This is a genomic window from Micromonospora sp. NPDC049175, from assembly GCF_043197345.1.
Lineage (GTDB): Bacteria > Actinomycetota > Actinomycetes > Mycobacteriales > Micromonosporaceae > Micromonospora.
The window spans coordinates 279523-294453 of record NZ_JBICSY010000002.1 but is presented as its reverse complement, the minus strand read 5'-3'; the positions used below and the strand labels follow the sequence as shown (position 1 = coordinate 294453).

Sequence of the window (14931 nt, the reverse complement as noted above, 5' to 3'; positions counted from 1 at the left end):
CCGCTCGATCACCGGGCCCACGACGCCACGCTGGCCGGATCAGCCGCGCAGCGCGTTCCGCACCGCCGGATCCGCGGGCGAGCGGACCGCCGGCGGGCGACCAAGCACCACGTCCCACGCCGCCTTGCCGCTGGCGAGGTAGTCCCGGACCGACTTCTCGGCGAGCAGCAACGGGCCGCACTCGTCGCACCGTGCGGTGACCCCGTCGACGTCGAGGCCGAGATGCCGGCACAGCGTCACCGCCCGGGACAGGTGGAAGGACTGGGTCACGACCAGGGCCCGCTCGACGCCGTACACCTCGCGCGCCCGGGCGCAACTGTCGTACGTGTCCAGGCCGAACGGGTCGGCCACCACGCGACGCGCGTCGACGCCGAGTTCGGTGAGATACGCCGTCATCACCGCGGGCTCGTCTCCCGACGTGCCACCCCCGTCGCCCGACACGAGCACGACCTTTGCCCGCCCGCTGGTCACCAACTCGGCGGCGGTCTCCAGGCGGCCGGCGAGCCGTTCACCGGGCCGTTGCCGATCGGGTGCCACGGCGGTGCCGAGGACGATCACCACGTCGGCGGCTGGCGCGTCGGCCTCGGCGTACACGTGGTCGCGGGCGGCGAGCGTCGTCCACAGCCACGGAAGACTGGCGAGCAGCAGCGCGGCGACTCCCAGGACGGCCACGCGTCGGCGGCGTCGAGGACGCGGACTCACCACCGAAGCGACGCCGGACACGTCGGCGTCACTCGTGCCGCCGCCCGGGCTGGCCGCCGGCCGGCCCGGGGCTTCGGACACGCCTAGGGCCTAGTCCTCGGGGAGCCGGCTCGGCGGGGGCGGGAACGGCAGGCCGACGCCGCCGCCGCCGCCGGGCGTGGTCGGCGTGACCGACGGCGTGCTGGTCGGCGTGCCGGACGGCGGCGGGGTGACGACCTTCTCCGGGACACCGATCTCGAGGGTCACGGTCTTGTCCTTGGCCAGTGAGGTGCCCGCGTTCGGACTCTGCTTCTGGACCCGACCGACCTGGTCCGCCGACACCTCGTCACCATCGCGGAACTCGACGTTGTAACCCGCCTCGCGAAGCTCCTGGGCGGCCTCGTCCTTCGTGGAATTGACGACATTCGGTACCTTGCCGACGTTGCCCCTGGAGACGTCGACGATCACCGTGCTGCCCTGCGGGACGGTGGTCCCCGACGGGGGAGTCAACTTGAGCACGGTGCCCTTCGTCGCCGCGTTTTCCACCTGCTTGTCCTGGACGTCCAACCCCTGGCCCTCGAGCTGGGACTTGACCAGCTCGTACTGGGAGTTGACCAGATTCGGAGGGATCTTCACGTCGGGCTTGCCGCCGCAGAGCTGGATGGTCACCGTCTCGGACTGCTTCAGCTTGGTGTTCGGCGGCGGATCCTGCTTGGCGACCGTGTTCTTCGTGCAGTTGTTGTCCAGGACCGGTTCACCCAGCTTCGGCTGGAGTTTGGCGTCCTGGATCGCGGTGAACGCGACCGCCTGGCTCTTGCCGACGAGGCTCGGCACCACCTTGTTGGCCTTCTCCTGCTGCTGGTTCCAGAGCAGGGCAGCGACAAGTGCGACAACCGCCAGCACGCCGACCGCGCTGAACGTCGCGATCAGCCAGGAGGACGCCTTGCGCTGGCGCGGATCGCCCACCCGGGCCATCTGCCCGGTCTGCGGCCCACCGGCGGGAGCCGGGTAACCGCCCCGGCCGCCGGCCGGGGCCATCGCCACCGTCTCCGCCTCGCGCAGCACCGGAGTGGCCAACACGGGCCGACCGGCGGCGGCGCGGAGCAGGTCGGCCCGCATCTCGCCGGCGCTCTGGTAGCGGTTGAGCGGGTTCTTCGACAGCGCCTTCAACACGATCGCGTCGACCGCCGGGGTGACGTCCGGGTTGATGTCGCTCGGCGTCGGCGGCGTCTCCCGTACGTGCTGGTAGGCGACGCTCACCGGGCTGTCCCCGACGAACGGCGGGTGCCCACAGACCAGCTCGAAGAGCACGCAGCCGGCGGCGTACACATCGGAGCGGGCGTCGACGGCCTCGCCGCGCGCCTGCTCCGGGGACAGGTACTGCGCCGTGCCGATCACCGCGCTGGTCTGCGTCATGGTGGTCGCGCCGCTGGCCAACGCGCGGGCGATGCCGAAGTCCATCACCTTGACCTGGCCGGTCTGGGTGAGCATCACGTTGCCGGGCTTGATGTCCCGGTGGATGATGCCGTGCCGGTGGCTGAACTCCAGCGCGGCGCACATGTCGGCGCAGATCTCCAGCGCCCGGCGCGGCTGCAGCCGGCCCTCGGCGCCGAGGACCTCCTTCAACGTCCGACCGTTGACGAACTCCATCACGATGAACGGCAGTGTCTCGCCGGTCGGCGCGGTCTCCTCGCCGGTGTCGTAGACCGCCACGATGGCCGGGTGGTTGAGCGAGGCGGCGTTCTGTGCCTCGCGGCGGAACCGCATCTGGAACGTCGCGTCCCGGGCCAGGTCGGTCCGAAGCATCTTGATCGCGACATCCCGACCGAGCCGGAGATCGCGACCGCGGTGCACCTCGGCCATGCCGCCGTAGCCGAGCAGCTCGCCGACCTGATACCTGCCACCGAGCAGGCGGGCCTGCGCTGTCATCGCGTCTGTCGTCCTTCGCTCGTCGTCGTCCCGCCGTCGCCCGGCTGGAGTCGTATCTCCCGACGGTACGACGTCTGGGTCGGATCGTCGCGTCCGTCGAGTCGCAGCGCGCCGGCCGGCGTGGTGCCCGCACTCGTGCCGACGGGTTCACCGGCCTGCGACTGCTTCAGGTTGTAGGAAATCACGCCGGAGCAGAGCAGGACCAGCACGGCCAGCAAGATGGCGAGGAGCACCAGGCCGGGCCGGGACCGCCGGGGCTCGGGGGACGGCGCCGACGGCACGGCCTGCCGGGCGTACGCCGCCGGTTGCTGCTGTCGGGGCGGTGCCGATGGCACCGCCGCGGCACCGCGCGGGTATCCGTTCGGTGCGGCCGGCGGCCGGGCGGACGGGACGGACGGCGCGACGGCGGTGGGGCGCGGCTGCTGGGCCGGCGCGACGGTTGTCGGCCGCGGCCCGGCGGCCGGGGGACGGGCAGCCGGCGGGCGGGCAGCCGGCGGGCGCATCTGGTGCGCCTGCGGCACCTGGGCCCGACCGGGCGCGGCCGGCGAGGCCGGCGCCGCGGAGACCGGCCCGGGGTTGCCACCGGCCCTGGCCTGCTGGGAGAGCGCGGCCTTGAGTTGACGGGCGACCCCGGCGAGAGCGGCGGCGCTCGGCCAGCGGGCGGCCGGGTCCTTGGCCAACGCCCGTTCCACCACCGAACGGACCTGCGGGGGGATGTCGGCGGGCAGCGGCCGGGGCGTCTCCCGCACGTGCCGCATCGCGATGTCGAGCGGGTTGTCGCCCTCGAACGGACGCCGCCCGGCAAGACACTGGTAGGCGACCACGCCGAGCGCGTACACATCCGAGGCCGGGGTGGCCACGCCGCCGGTGGCCTGCTCGGGTGAGATGTACGAGGCGGTGCCGAGCACCGAACCAGCGGCGGTGAGCTGGCCGACCAGGTCGGAGCGGGCGATGCCGAAGTCGGTGAGCACGAGCGTGCCGTTGGGCCGGACCAGCAGGTTGCCCGGCTTCACGTCGCGGTGCACGATGCCCTTCTCGTGCGCCGCGTGCAACGCGTCCGCGGCCTGCGCGACCAGTGCCATCGTCCGGGCCGGGGTGAGCCGGCCGACCCGGCTCAGCGTGGACGACAGGGCGTCGCCCTCGATGTACTCCATGACCAGGAAGGCGATCTGCTGGTCATTGCCGAAGTCGTAGACGTCCACCACGCCGGGATGGTTGATCGTGGCCATGGTGCGGGCCTCGCCACGGAACCGCTCGCCGAAGTCCGGGTCGTCGAGCAGGGCGGGGAGCAGGCTCTTGACCGCGACCGTCCGCCCGAGCACCTGGTCGGTGCCGCGCCAGACGTCGCCCATGCCGCCGCTGGCGATCCGCTCGTCGAGGCGGTAGCGGTTGCCGAGCTGGACGCCGGGGCTGAGCATGTCAGCGACCCCCGGGGTCGGCGATGGCGGCCTTGATGATCTGGCCGGCGATCCGCGCCGCCTCGCCGCTGCCGCCGGGACCGGCCTGCTCGAGCATCACGCAGACCGCGGAGATCGGGGTGCCGTTCTTGTCCAGCGCGAAGCCGATGAACCAGCCGTGGTCGGGCCGGTCCGGCGCGGACTGCGCGGTGCCGGTCTTGCCACCGACCGTGTAACCGCTGACCGCGGCCTTCCGTCCGGTGCCGTTCTGCACGACGCTGACCATCATCTCGCGCAGGTCGGCGGCGACCTGCGGCTCGACGGGCTGACGCAGCTCCCGCGGCTTCGCGGTGAAGTAGCTTGTCGTCCGGTCCGGAGCGAGCAGCTGCTGCACCAGGTACGGCCGCATCTGGCTGCCGTTGTTGGCGATCGCGCTGGCGATCATGGCGCCTTCGAGCGGAGTCATCCGGACGTTGTTCTGGCCGATCGAGGACTGGGCCAGTGCGGCCTGGTCGGTGCTGCCGTCCGGGTTCTGGATGTCCCCGGTCCGGCTGGCCGCCGTGGGCAGACCGTCCTCGCCGAGGTGACCGACGGTGAGGTCCTCCTGCTCGAAACCGAACTGCCGGGCCTTCTCCTTGATCGTGTCGGCGCCGAGCCGCACGCCGAGTTGCGCGAAGCCGGTGTTGCACGAATAGGTGACCGCGTCCAGCAGGGTGACCTTCGCCTGCGGGCAGATCGACGGATCGGCGTTGCGGATCGGGGTGCCGGAGGTGGGCGGCGTGTAGCTGGCGCTGGCCGGGATCTGGGTGCTCTTGCTGACGCCGTTCTCCAGCGCCGCCGCGGCGACCACGATCTTGAACGTGGAGCCCGGCGGCAGTGTCTCGCTGAGCGCCCGGTTCTTCAGGGGGCCAGCCGGGTCCTGATCCAGCTTGTTGAACGCCGCGGCCGCCTCCTTGTCGGTGTGGCTGGCCAGTGGGTTCGGGTCGAAGCTGGGCATGGAGACAAGCGCCTGCACCGCCCCGGTACGCGGGTCGATGGCGATGGCCGCGCCCCGCTTCGCCCCCACCTGGTTGTTGCGCAGCTGGTTGTACGCCGCGTCCTGGGCCTTCTTGGAGAGGCTGAGCAGCACGTTGCCGCCACCGCTCTCGTCGCCGGTGAACATGTCCTTGATCCGGTCGCCGATCAGCTGGTCGCTGGTGCCGGCCAGGAAGTCGTTCTCCACCTGCTCGATGCCCTTGTCGGCCAGGCTGACCGGCTTGTAGCCGAGCACGTGGGCGTACTCCGCACCGCCCGGGTAGGTGCGCTGGAACTTCAGCTTGCCGGTGGTCTCCTTGCTGGTGGCCAGGGCCGTGCCGCCAGCCTCGATGTTGCCGCGCTTGCGCTTGTAGTCGGCCACCTGGACGCGGCCGTTGTAGTCGCTGGTGCGGTACTCGTCGGCCTTCTGGAACTGCACCCAGTTGAGGTTGGCGAAGAGCAGGCCGAACAGGACCATGACGACGACGCCGACGCGGCGCAGTGGTGCGTTCACGGCTTGATCACCTCCGTGGGAGCACCGTGCAGCTGCTCCGGGGCACCACCGGTGGGTCGGGCGGCCTTGCTGGCGCTCCCGCCGACCGGCCGACGGGCGCCGTCGGAGACCCGCAACAGCACCGCGATGAGCAACCAGTTGGCCATCAACGACGAGCCACCGGCGGACAGGAACGGGGTGGTCTGACCGGTCAACGGAATGAGCTTGCTGATCCCGCCGACGATCACGAAGACCTGGAGGCCGAGAGTGAACGCCAGACCGCCGGCGAGGAGCTTGCCGAACGAGTCCCGGACCGCGAGCGCGGCCCGCAGCCCACGCTCCACGATCAACAGGTAGACGACAAGCAGGGCGGAGAGACCGAAGAGGCCGAGCTCCTCGCCCATGCCGGCGAAGATGAAGTCGTTCTGCACCTCGGGCAGGATGTCCGGCTGACCGCCGCCCGGCCCGGCGCCGAAGAGCCCACCCGTGCCCAGGGCGAGCAGGCCCTGGACGAGCTGGTAGCCCTTGTCGGTCGGGTCGGCGAACGGGTCGAGCCAGATCTCCGCTCGGACGTAGAAGTTGGCGAACGGGCCGCCGACCGTCGAGCCGAGGACGTAGGCGAGGTAGGCCCCACCGAAGAAGAGGACGAGACCGATCAGCAGCCAGCTGACCCGTTCGGTGGCGATGTAGAGCGTCACCACGAACATGCCGAAGTACAACAGCGACGTGCCGAGATCCTTCTCGAACACGAGCACCAGGAGGCTGACCAGCCAGACGCCGACCACCGGGCCGAGGTCGCGCCCGCGCGGGAAATCGATGCCGAGGAAGCGCCGGCTCGCCAGCGAGAGCACCTCGCGCTTGCGGACCAGGTAGTAGGCGAAGAAGACCAGCAGCGCCAGCTTGGCGAACTCACCCGGCTGGATGGAGAAGCTGCCGAGATCGATCCAGAGCTTCGCGCCGTTTCTCTCGGAGATGCTCGCCGGCAGCACCGCCGGGAGCATCACCAGCACGATGCCGGCCAACCCCAGGGTGTACGCGTACCGCGAGATCGACCGGTGGTCGCGCATGATGGCGAGCAGGCTGGCGGCGAGGATCACCGCACCGAGCGTCCAGGCCAACTGGCGCCCGCCCTGCCCCGCGAAGATGGCCAGACTCTCCCGCTCGGCCACCGGGGCGTCGCCCAGGTCGATCCGGCGGAGGAAGCCCACCCCGAGCCCGTTGAGCAGGGCCACCGCCGGCAACAACGCCGGATCGGCGAACGGGGCGAGGAATCGGATGACCAGGTGCAGACCGAGGAAGACCGCCCCGAGCGCGGCGGCGGGCATCCAGAAGTCCGGGGTGACGGTGTCCAGCAGGTTCGCCTCGACGGTCGCCCCGTACGCGGCCACCAACGCCATGGCGAGCAGCAGAAGGGACAGCTCGGCGTTGCGGCGCGACCGCGCCAGGCGTACGCCGGACTGCTCGCCCGCGGTGGCGGGCGAGGGTGCCGGTGTGGCCGCTACGGTCACAGGTGGAATCCTCGGGATCTCAGCCGACGCTCACTCAGGAGATCGGCAGGCGGCCGGGTCGAGCGCCGGCGTGGCCGAGTCGGAGGGCGTGTTGTCGGGCGTGGTGGACGAACCGGTCGCACCGACAGCGGCGGTGTTAGCGACTGTCGGGCTCGCGCCGACAACCCCGTTGGAGGTCGGCGACGCGATGATGCTCGGGCTGCCGTTCGGGCTCGGCGAGGAATCGGCGGGTGTCGGCGTGCCACCCGTCGGTGCGGTCGGATCGAGCGGGCAGAGCGGCTTCAGGTTGGGGTTGCTCGGGGTGTCGCTCGTCAGCTCGGCGAGCTGGCGTTCGGCGTCCGGCTCGCTCTTGGCTCGGATGCCGACCCGGACGGTGTCCTGCGCCGCGACCGTGAGGTCGTCGAGCCGGGTGCCGCTGCGGCGGTGCACGGTGGAGAGGTCCATCCCGGCGATCTCACCCTGGACGCCACGGAAGACGGCGACCTGGCCCTCCTCGGTGGCACCCACGTAGTACTGCCGCTGGGTGTACGTCCAGCCCCCGAAGGCGCCGCCACCGACGATCACCAGTAGGGCCGCCGCCATGGCGGCGGTCCGCACCGGGCGGCGCTTCGGCCGGTCCGGTTCGTCGTCCGAGGCCGCTGGCTCCTCGGGCACGGCTGGACGCGGCGCGGCGAGCGCCGAGGCACGGGCGGCCGGAGTCGAGTTGTCCGCGGAGGTCGCCATCCCCCGGTCGCGGGCGGCGGCACCGCCGACGATCGGGCTCGCCTCGACGATGTCCTGGTCCGTGGCATCGGCGATGATCACGGTGATGTTGTCCGGTCCGCCGCCGCGCAGCGCGAGCTGCACCAGCCGCTCGACGCACTGCTGCGGGTCGGTGTATTCCCGCAGGGTCTCACCGATGGTCTCGGCGCTGACCACACCCGACAGGCCGTCGCTGCAGATCAGGTACCGGTCGCCGGGCAGCACCTGGCGCACCGAGTATTCCGGGTCGATGTCCCGGCCGTCGAGGGCCCGGGTGAGTAGCGACCGCTGCGGGTGGCTACTCGCCTCCTCGGCGCTGATCCGGCCCTCGTCGACGAGCATCTGGACGTACGTGTCGTCCTTGGTGATCTGCGCGAAGTCGCCGTTGCGGAGCAGGTAGGCCCGCGAGTCGCCGATGTGGACCATCCCCAGCTTGCTGCCGGTGAAGAGGGTCGCCGTCAGCGTGGTGCCCATCCCCTCCAACTGCGGGTTGGCGTCCACCGTGTCGCGGAGTTGTTGGTTGGCGGTGCCCACGGCCGAACGCAACGCGTCGACGAGAGCGTCCCCTGGGACGTCCTCGTCGAGCGGCGCCATGGCACCGATGACGATGTTGCTGGCGACGTCACCGGCGGCCATGCCGCCCATGCCGTCGGCAACGGCGAGTAGCCGCGGCCCGGCGTAGACGGAGTCTTGATTACCGTCTCGGATCAGACCGCGGTCGCTGTGGGCCGCATAGCGCAGGGTCAGAGTCATGGCCGTAATTCGAGGGAAGTGCGGCCGATCCGGATCGGCACGCCGAGGGGGACGGGGGTTGGTCCGGTGACCTTAGCGCGATCAAGGTACGTGCCGTTAGTCGAGCCGAGGTCCTCGACGTACCACTGCCCGTCACGCGCCAAGAGCCGGGCGTGTCGCGCGGAGGCATAGTCGTCGGTGATGACCAGGGTGGAGTCCTCGGCTCGACCAATTGTGATCTGCGCGTCACCCAGAGTGATTTTGGTGCCGGCCAGCTGACCGGCTGTCACTACCAGCTGGTGCGCCGCCCTGCCCCGTTTCGCCTTCGCCGGCTTCGCCGCCTGCCCCGTCGAGGCGCCGACCGCGCGTGGCGCGGCCACCAGACGACCGGAGCGGGCGCCCGCGAAGAGATCGCGGCGAATCACGCCCACCACCGTGAAAACGAAGATCCACAGCAGGATCAGGAATCCGAACCGGGCAACGGTGATGACCAGTTCCGGCAAGGCGGATCAGCCGTCCACGCGGAAGGTCAGCGTCGTCGTCCCGAGCTGGACCATGTCACCAGGGTTGAGCGCGACAGCGGAGACCCGCTGCCCGTTGACCATGGTGCCGTTGGTCGACCCCAGATCGGTCAGCACGACCTGGCCCCCGTCGAAATCCAACCGGGCGTGTCGCCGGGAGATGCCGACGTCGGGCAGACGCAGGTTGGCCTGATCGCCGCGACCGATCACCGTCGACCCCATCTGAAGGGGGTAGGTGCGACCGTCACCGGAGACCAGCCGCACGTTGCGACCGCCACCGTGCCCGGGCGGAGGGCCGTAGCCACCACCCTGGTCGTACGCGGGGTAGGCGGGCGGGCCGGCGTCGTAGCCGGGTGCCGACACCGGGGCGACCTCGCCGCCGGTGTAGACCTCGGCCGTGACACGGAACATGCCCGTGTCCAGGCCCTCGCCTCGCTCGATCTCGACGATCACGTCGCCATAGACCGTCCAGGCCTGCTCGCCGATGAACTCCGCCTGCGACTGGGCCAACTCCTGGGCCAGCGCAGCGGCGTACGGCGCCAGCCGACTGTGGTCGAACGGCGAGAGATCGATCACGTAGCGGTTGGGCACCAACGTGCGCCCACCGGCCAGGATCGCCTTGTGCGCCTCGGCCTCCCGCTGCATGGCGTTGAGGATCTCCACGGGGTGGACCACCCCTTTGAAGACCTTGGCGAAGGCCCCTTCGACCAGGCCTTCCAGACGCTTCTCGAAGCGTTGCAGCACGCTCACCGGCTCCTCCTCGGGTCCCGAGGACATGATGGTATCCGGCCGGCGCGCGCGCAGCTCACACGCCGCTCGGCCACCTGCTCCCGACCCGTTCGGAAGGGCCGGGACTGCCGTGCTAATCTTTCGTCCGCCACGAACGGTAATCGTTCCTGGCGAGCGTCTGGGACAGCGTAGTATTCCCGAGGCCGCTGGAGACAGCGGGGCCGGGGCGGCTACAGTGTTCCGGGTCGTGCCACGGGGATGTGGCGGAATGGCAGACGCGCACGGTTCAGGTCCGTGTGCCCGAAAGGGCGTGGGGGTTCAACTCCCCCCATCCCCACCACCGACGAGGGCTCCGCTTACCGCGGGGCCCTTCCGTCATATCGGGGCGGGCCGGGCGCCAAGCTATGCTGCGATGGATTCTGTCTCCGATGGACCAGGAGTGGCGTGTGAGTGTCGCGTTGGTGACAGGGTCGGGTGGCCTGATCGGCTCCGAGGCGGTCCGGCACTTCGCCGGCCTCGGTCTGGACGTCGTCGGCATCGACAACGACATGCGCCGGTATTTCTTCGGCGAGGACGGCTCCACATCCTGGAGCCTGGAGCGGCTCGCTCGTGACCTGGGCAACTCGTACACCCATTTCGCGGTCGACATCCGGGACCGGGACGGCCTGGAGCAGGTTTTCAAGAAGTACGGCTCGGACATCGCCGTGGTGATCCACAGCGCCGCTCAGCCGAGCCACGACTGGGCGGCCAAGGAGCCGTACACGGACTTCGACGTCAACGCCGGCGGCACGCTCAACATCCTGGAGAACACCCGCCGCCACGCCATCGACGCGCCGTTCATCCACTGCTCGACGAACAAGGTCTACGGCGACCGGCCCAACAGCCTGCCCCTGGTCGAGCTGGAGACGCGGTACGAGCTGCCCGAGGACCACCGCTGGTACCAGGGCATCACCGAAGAGATGTCGATCGACCACTCGCTGCACTCGGTCTTCGGCGCCTCGAAGGTCGCGGCGGACGTGATGGTCCAGGAGTACGGGCGCTACTTCGACATGAAGACCGCCTGCTTCCGGGGCGGCACGCTCACCGGCCCGGCACACTCGGCGGCCGAGCTGCACGGGTTCCTTGCCTACCTGATGCGCTGCGTGATGGAGGGCCGGACATACAACCTGTTCGGCTACAAGGGCAAGATGGTCCGGGACGCGATCCACTCCCACGACGTGCTCACCGCGTTCGAGGCGTTCTTCCGTGCCCCGCGCTCCGCCGAGGTCTACAACCTCGGTGGCGGTCGGCACTCCAACACCTCCCACATCGAGGCGTTCCGGATCGCGGAGGAGATCACCGGCCGCGAGGCGCGGATCAACTACGTCGAGCAGAACCGCACAGGCGACCACCAGTGGTATGTCAGCAGCATGGCCCGGTTCGAGGAGCAGTACCCGGACTGGAAGATCACTTACGACGTGCCGATGATCCTGCGGGAGATCTACGAGGCCAACGTGGGTAAGTGGGTATTCAAGGCATGACCGCGCGGACCAAGCGCAACGTACTCGGCGTCCTGGTCGACGCCACCGACTACGCGACGGCGACCGATGCGGTGGTGACCGCTGCGCACGAGCGGCGTCCGCTCGCGCTCACCGCGTTGGCCGTGCACGGCGTGATGACCGGGGTGCTCGATCCGGCGCACAACGCGCGGCTCAACTCCTTCGACGTGGTCACGCCGGACGGGCAGCCGGTGCGGTGGGCGCTCAACCTGCTGCACCACGCCGGGCTCTCCGACCGGGTCTACGGGCCGACGTTGACCCTGCACGTGCTGTCGCGGTTCGCCGACGAGGGGCTGCCGGTCTACCTGTACGGCTCGACCGAGGAAACCCTCGGCCGGTTGATCCCGGCGCTGGAGCGGATGTTCCCGGCCCTGAAGATCGCCGGGGTGGAGCCGTCCAAGTTTCGGGCCGCCCAGCCGGGTGAGGACGTCGAGATCGCCGACCGCATCCGATCCAGCGGCGCCCGGCTGGTCCTGGTCGGGCTGGGCTGCCCGCGCCAGGAGGTCTTCGCGTACGCCATGCGACCGCTGCTGGACATGCCGTTGATGGCTGTCGGGGCGGCCTTCGACTACCACGCCGGGTTGCTCCGCCAGCCCCCGCGCTGGATGCAGCGCGCCGGTCTGGAGTGGTTCTGGCGTCTCGGCCTGGAGCCGAAGCGGCTCTGGCGCCGCTACGTCATCCTCAACCCGGCCTACCTGAGCCGGCTCGCCGCCCAGAAGATCGGCCTGTGGAAGGCCCGCCCGCCGGCGCCGGCCAGCGAGCGGATGACGACCTTCTCGGTCTGATCCGATCCGTACGCACGAGGCCCCACCCGGTCCACCGGATGGGGCCTCGGTCGGGTCAGACGGTCAGACGGTCAGGGTCCAGGTGTTGATGTAGCCGGTGTCGGCCGAGTAGGTGTCCCGCACCTGGAGCCGCCAGATGCCGTCGGCGGCCTCACCGGAGACGTTCACCGTGTAGGTGGCGTTCACGTTGTCGGCGCTGTCCGAGGTGCTGCTGTTCTTCAGCCGGTACGCGCTGCCGTCCGGGGCGAGCAGGTCGATGACCAGGTCACCGCGGTAGGTGTGGACGATGTTCACCGCGACGGTGGAGGCCGACGAGGCGTTGCGTCCGCAGCCGGAGATGGTGATGGAGCTGGTCACCGCCGCGCCGGCGTCCGGGATCGACACGTCGGAGCCGTTGGTGCCGGTGCAGCCGGTGGGCGGCGGCGGGGTGCTGCCGGTGCCCACGTAGAGCAGCAGGTTCGGTGAGCCCGAGCCGGGGTTGCCGACCACGTTGGCCGTCGCGTTGGCCACCAGTTGGTTGCGGACCTGCGCCGGCGTCCAGCTCGGGTTGGCGCTGGCCACCAGGGCCGCCGCTCCGACCACGTGCGGAGTGGCCATCGAGGTGCCACTGATCGTGTTTGTCGCGGTGTTGCTGTTGTACCAGGCCGAGGTGATCGACGAGCCCGGCGCGAAGAGGTCCAGGCAGGTGCCGACGTTGGAGAACGACGAGCGGGCGTCCGAGCTGGTCGTCGAGCCCACCGTGATGGCCTCCGTGGTACGTGCCGGCGAGGTGTTGCACGCGTTCGCGCCGTTGTCGTTGCCGGCCGCCAGGCCGTACGTCACTCCCGAGGCGATCGAGTTACGCACCGCGTTGTCGAGTGAGGTGTTCGCGCCGCCGCCGAGGCTCATGTTCGCCACCGCCGGCTTGATCGCGTTCGCGGTGACCCAGTCGACGCCGGCGATCACGCCGGCGTTGGTGCCGCTGCCGGAGCAGTTCAGCACCCGTACACCGACGATCTGGACGGCCTTGGCCACCCCGTAGCTGGACCCGCCGACGGTGCCGGCGACGTGGGTGCCGTGCCCGTTGCAGTCATCGGCCGACCCGCCGTCGACGGCGTCGTAGCCGGAGGTGGCCCGGCCGCCGAAGTCGTTGTGGGAGAACCGGATGCCGGTGTCGATGATGTAGGCGTGCACGTTGCTCGCCGTGTTGGGGTAGGTGTAGGAGCTGTCCAGCGGCAGGTTGCGCTGGTCGATCCGGTCCAGGCCCCAGGAGGGCGGGTTGGCCTGCGTGCCGGAGATGGACACGGTGTGGTTCTGCTCGACGTACGCCACCGCCGGGTCGGCCGCGATCCGCGCCGCCGCGCTCGCGCTCACCGTGACCTCGAAACCGCGCAGCGCCGCGCCGTAGGTGCGGGCCACCGTGCCGCCGTGGCGGCCGGAGAGCCGCTTCGCGGTGTCGCCGACCCGGTCCCGGGCCACGGCGCTGTCCTTGAGAACGACGATGTAGCTGTCCGGCACGGCGGTGGCTCCGCCGGCGGCCCTGACCACACCGACAGGTTCGGCGGCCAGGGCTGGCGTGCCGACGGCAAGCACCGTCGCCATGGCCACCCCGACCAGTACGGACCTTCGTGGAAGACCCATCTCCAACCTCCCTCTGACCGGTGGCGGAACGTGACCACCGGTCCCAACATCAATCGACTATCGCCGATCTAGCTGAGGGTAAGTCAGCGACCGGGCCATTGGACATGCCGGATCATCCATATCTCCGTGCGATGACCCCTACGGGCCGGGCGTCCGGGGTGAACGGGGGACCGGCCCGGATTCGCTCCGCCGTGATTCGGGAAAGACTCTCGAACATGGAGAGTCACCTCACCATCCTGCTTCCGATCGCCGCCGTCTGGCTGGCTGCCGGCGTCGTCGCCGACGGGCTTCCCCGGCTGCGCAACACCCGCATGCTGCGCCGGCGTACCGGATGGTTGCTGGTGCTGGCCCTCACCGGCGTGGCGCTCACCGCGGCCGTGCTCGGCGGCGGTCTGCTCAGTGCCGGCAGCGCGCCTGTCGACCACGCCGCCGCCGGGCTCACCCTGGCCGCCGGTCCAGCGCTGGTGACGACGGTCTGCTCCCTACGGCGGATCCGCCGGCTGCGGGCCGGGGCGGGCGCGTTCGCCAGCGCTCCCGGCACGCCCGCGCCACACGGGCTACGCGCCGCCGCGGCCCACCCACTCGTCGGCCTGCCGCTCCAGGTGACCGCCCTGGCCACGGTGCCGGCGGTGATCGCGGCGATCGGCACCGACCTCGGAGCCGACCCGGGGGTCACCGGACCGGCGATCACCGTGGGCGCGCTCGCGGTGATCGCCATCGGGGTCCGGCACGCGCTACGGCACAGCCGGTTCGCCGAGCGGGCACAGCCCGCCGCTCCGCGATCAGCGCGGACGGCCGGCCCCCTGCACGTATAGCAGTTCCAGGATCGCCCTGGTCGCCTCGAACCAGCGGTCCAGCCACTCCGACGACGGCAGGCTGCCCTTCGGCGGCAACTCCATCAGCAGACCGCGGAGCAGCGGATGGTCGGCCAGCGAACCGCTGGGCTCCATCGGCCAGCCGGTGGGCGGAAACGACGGCTCCACAAGTGGGTTCGGGTCCAGCGAGGGCAGTGAGAGCGCCTCGGGGGCCGACGTGTCCCGCCCGCCGATCTCCTGGTCGGTCGACACCACCTCGGTCAACACGCTGTCCCGACGCGCTCCGCGGTACTTACCACCGAACCGCTCCGGTTTGGCCGCACCGCTGGTGAGATTGTCTGACCCGATCGTCGTCATCCGTCTCGCCTACCTCGCTCGGTTGCCGGTCGGTGCGACGGGTCGTCGACCTGCGCCGTACCGACCAGTTC

At 70.6% G+C, this 14931-nt stretch carries 13 protein-coding genes and 1 tRNA gene; 4 read left to right on the top strand and 10 right to left on the bottom strand.

Features of this window, described 5'->3' with window-relative positions:
- Positions 1–39: 39 nt before the first annotated feature.
- From ACGFH8_RS08205 to ACGFH8_RS08170, 8 genes are read right to left on the bottom strand one after another with little or no spacing between them, the layout of a single operon-like run.
- Positions 40–783 (bottom strand): vancomycin high temperature exclusion protein, encoded by a 744-nt coding sequence (locus tag ACGFH8_RS08205; RefSeq protein WP_393365184.1) that lies wholly within the window; start codon positions 781–783, stop codon positions 40–42.
- A 9-nt stretch (positions 784–792) separates the two neighbouring features.
- Positions 793–2610: a Stk1 family PASTA domain-containing Ser/Thr kinase gene (pknB, locus tag ACGFH8_RS08200; RefSeq protein WP_393365182.1), complete on the bottom strand. Its 1818-nt coding sequence runs from the start codon at positions 2608–2610 to the stop codon at positions 793–795.
- Positions 2607–4028 carry a protein kinase gene (locus ACGFH8_RS08195; RefSeq protein ID WP_393365181.1) on the bottom strand — a complete coding sequence of 474 codons (1422 nt, stop codon included), beginning with the start codon at positions 4026–4028 and terminating at the stop codon, positions 2607–2609. The genes pknB and ACGFH8_RS08195 overlap by 4 nt, the downstream gene beginning before the upstream one ends.
- Position 4029: 1 nt before the next feature.
- Entirely contained in the window at positions 4030–5535 is a 1506-nt protein-coding gene (locus tag ACGFH8_RS08190) for a peptidoglycan D,D-transpeptidase FtsI family protein (RefSeq protein WP_393365179.1), read from the bottom strand.
- Complete coding sequence (locus tag ACGFH8_RS08185; RefSeq protein WP_393365177.1) at positions 5532–7022, bottom strand: FtsW/RodA/SpoVE family cell cycle protein; 1491 nt, start codon at positions 7020–7022, stop codon at positions 5532–5534. The genes ACGFH8_RS08190 and ACGFH8_RS08185 overlap by 4 nt, the downstream gene beginning before the upstream one ends.
- A gap of 30 nt (positions 7023–7052) precedes the next feature.
- Entirely contained in the window at positions 7053–8516 is a 1464-nt protein-coding gene (locus tag ACGFH8_RS08180; protein WP_393365175.1) for a PP2C family protein-serine/threonine phosphatase, read from the bottom strand.
- The gene (locus ACGFH8_RS08175) at positions 8513–8998 is read right to left on the bottom strand and encodes an FHA domain-containing protein (protein WP_393365173.1); all 486 of its coding nucleotides are present in this window, start codon (positions 8996–8998) and stop codon (positions 8513–8515) included. Before ACGFH8_RS08175 ends, ACGFH8_RS08180 begins: the two co-directional genes overlap by 4 nt.
- A gap of 6 nt (positions 8999–9004) precedes the next feature.
- Entirely contained in the window at positions 9005–9793 is a 789-nt protein-coding gene (locus ACGFH8_RS08170) for a DUF3662 and FHA domain-containing protein (RefSeq protein WP_007454122.1), read from the bottom strand.
- Positions 9794–9999: 206 nt separating this feature from the next.
- Between ACGFH8_RS08170 and ACGFH8_RS08165 the strand changes: the two genes are divergently transcribed.
- From ACGFH8_RS08165 to ACGFH8_RS08155, 3 genes are all read left to right on the top strand, one after another.
- Positions 10000–10085: transfer RNA gene (locus tag ACGFH8_RS08165), tRNA-Leu, on the top strand.
- Between the two features lie 64 nt (positions 10086–10149).
- Complete coding sequence (locus ACGFH8_RS08160; RefSeq protein ID WP_393365171.1) at positions 10150–11265, top strand: NAD-dependent epimerase/dehydratase family protein; 1116 nt, start codon at positions 10150–10152, stop codon at positions 11263–11265.
- Complete coding sequence (locus tag ACGFH8_RS08155; RefSeq protein ID WP_393365169.1) at positions 11262–12068, top strand: WecB/TagA/CpsF family glycosyltransferase; 807 nt, start codon at positions 11262–11264, stop codon at positions 12066–12068. The genes ACGFH8_RS08160 and ACGFH8_RS08155 overlap by 4 nt, the downstream gene beginning before the upstream one ends.
- A gap of 63 nt (positions 12069–12131) precedes the next feature.
- Here ACGFH8_RS08155 and ACGFH8_RS08150 read toward each other — a convergent pair whose 3' ends face one another.
- On the bottom strand, positions 12132–13688 hold the full coding sequence (locus ACGFH8_RS08150) for a S8 family serine peptidase (protein ID WP_393365167.1): 1557 nt from the start codon (positions 13686–13688) through the stop codon (positions 12132–12134).
- 215 nt (positions 13689–13903) lie between these two features.
- Here ACGFH8_RS08150 and ACGFH8_RS08145 point away from each other — a divergent pair, with 215 nt between their 5' ends.
- Positions 13904–14503, top strand: coding sequence for a hypothetical protein (locus tag ACGFH8_RS08145; protein ID WP_393365165.1), 600 nt, complete (start codon positions 13904–13906; stop codon positions 14501–14503).
- Here the strand turns inward: ACGFH8_RS08145 and ACGFH8_RS08140 are convergent.
- Positions 14471–14860: a hypothetical protein gene (locus ACGFH8_RS08140; RefSeq protein ID WP_393365164.1), complete on the bottom strand. Its 390-nt coding sequence runs from the start codon at positions 14858–14860 to the stop codon at positions 14471–14473. The two genes, ACGFH8_RS08145 and ACGFH8_RS08140, sit on opposite strands and share 33 nt — an antisense overlap.
- Between the last annotated feature and the right edge of the window lie 71 nt (positions 14861–14931).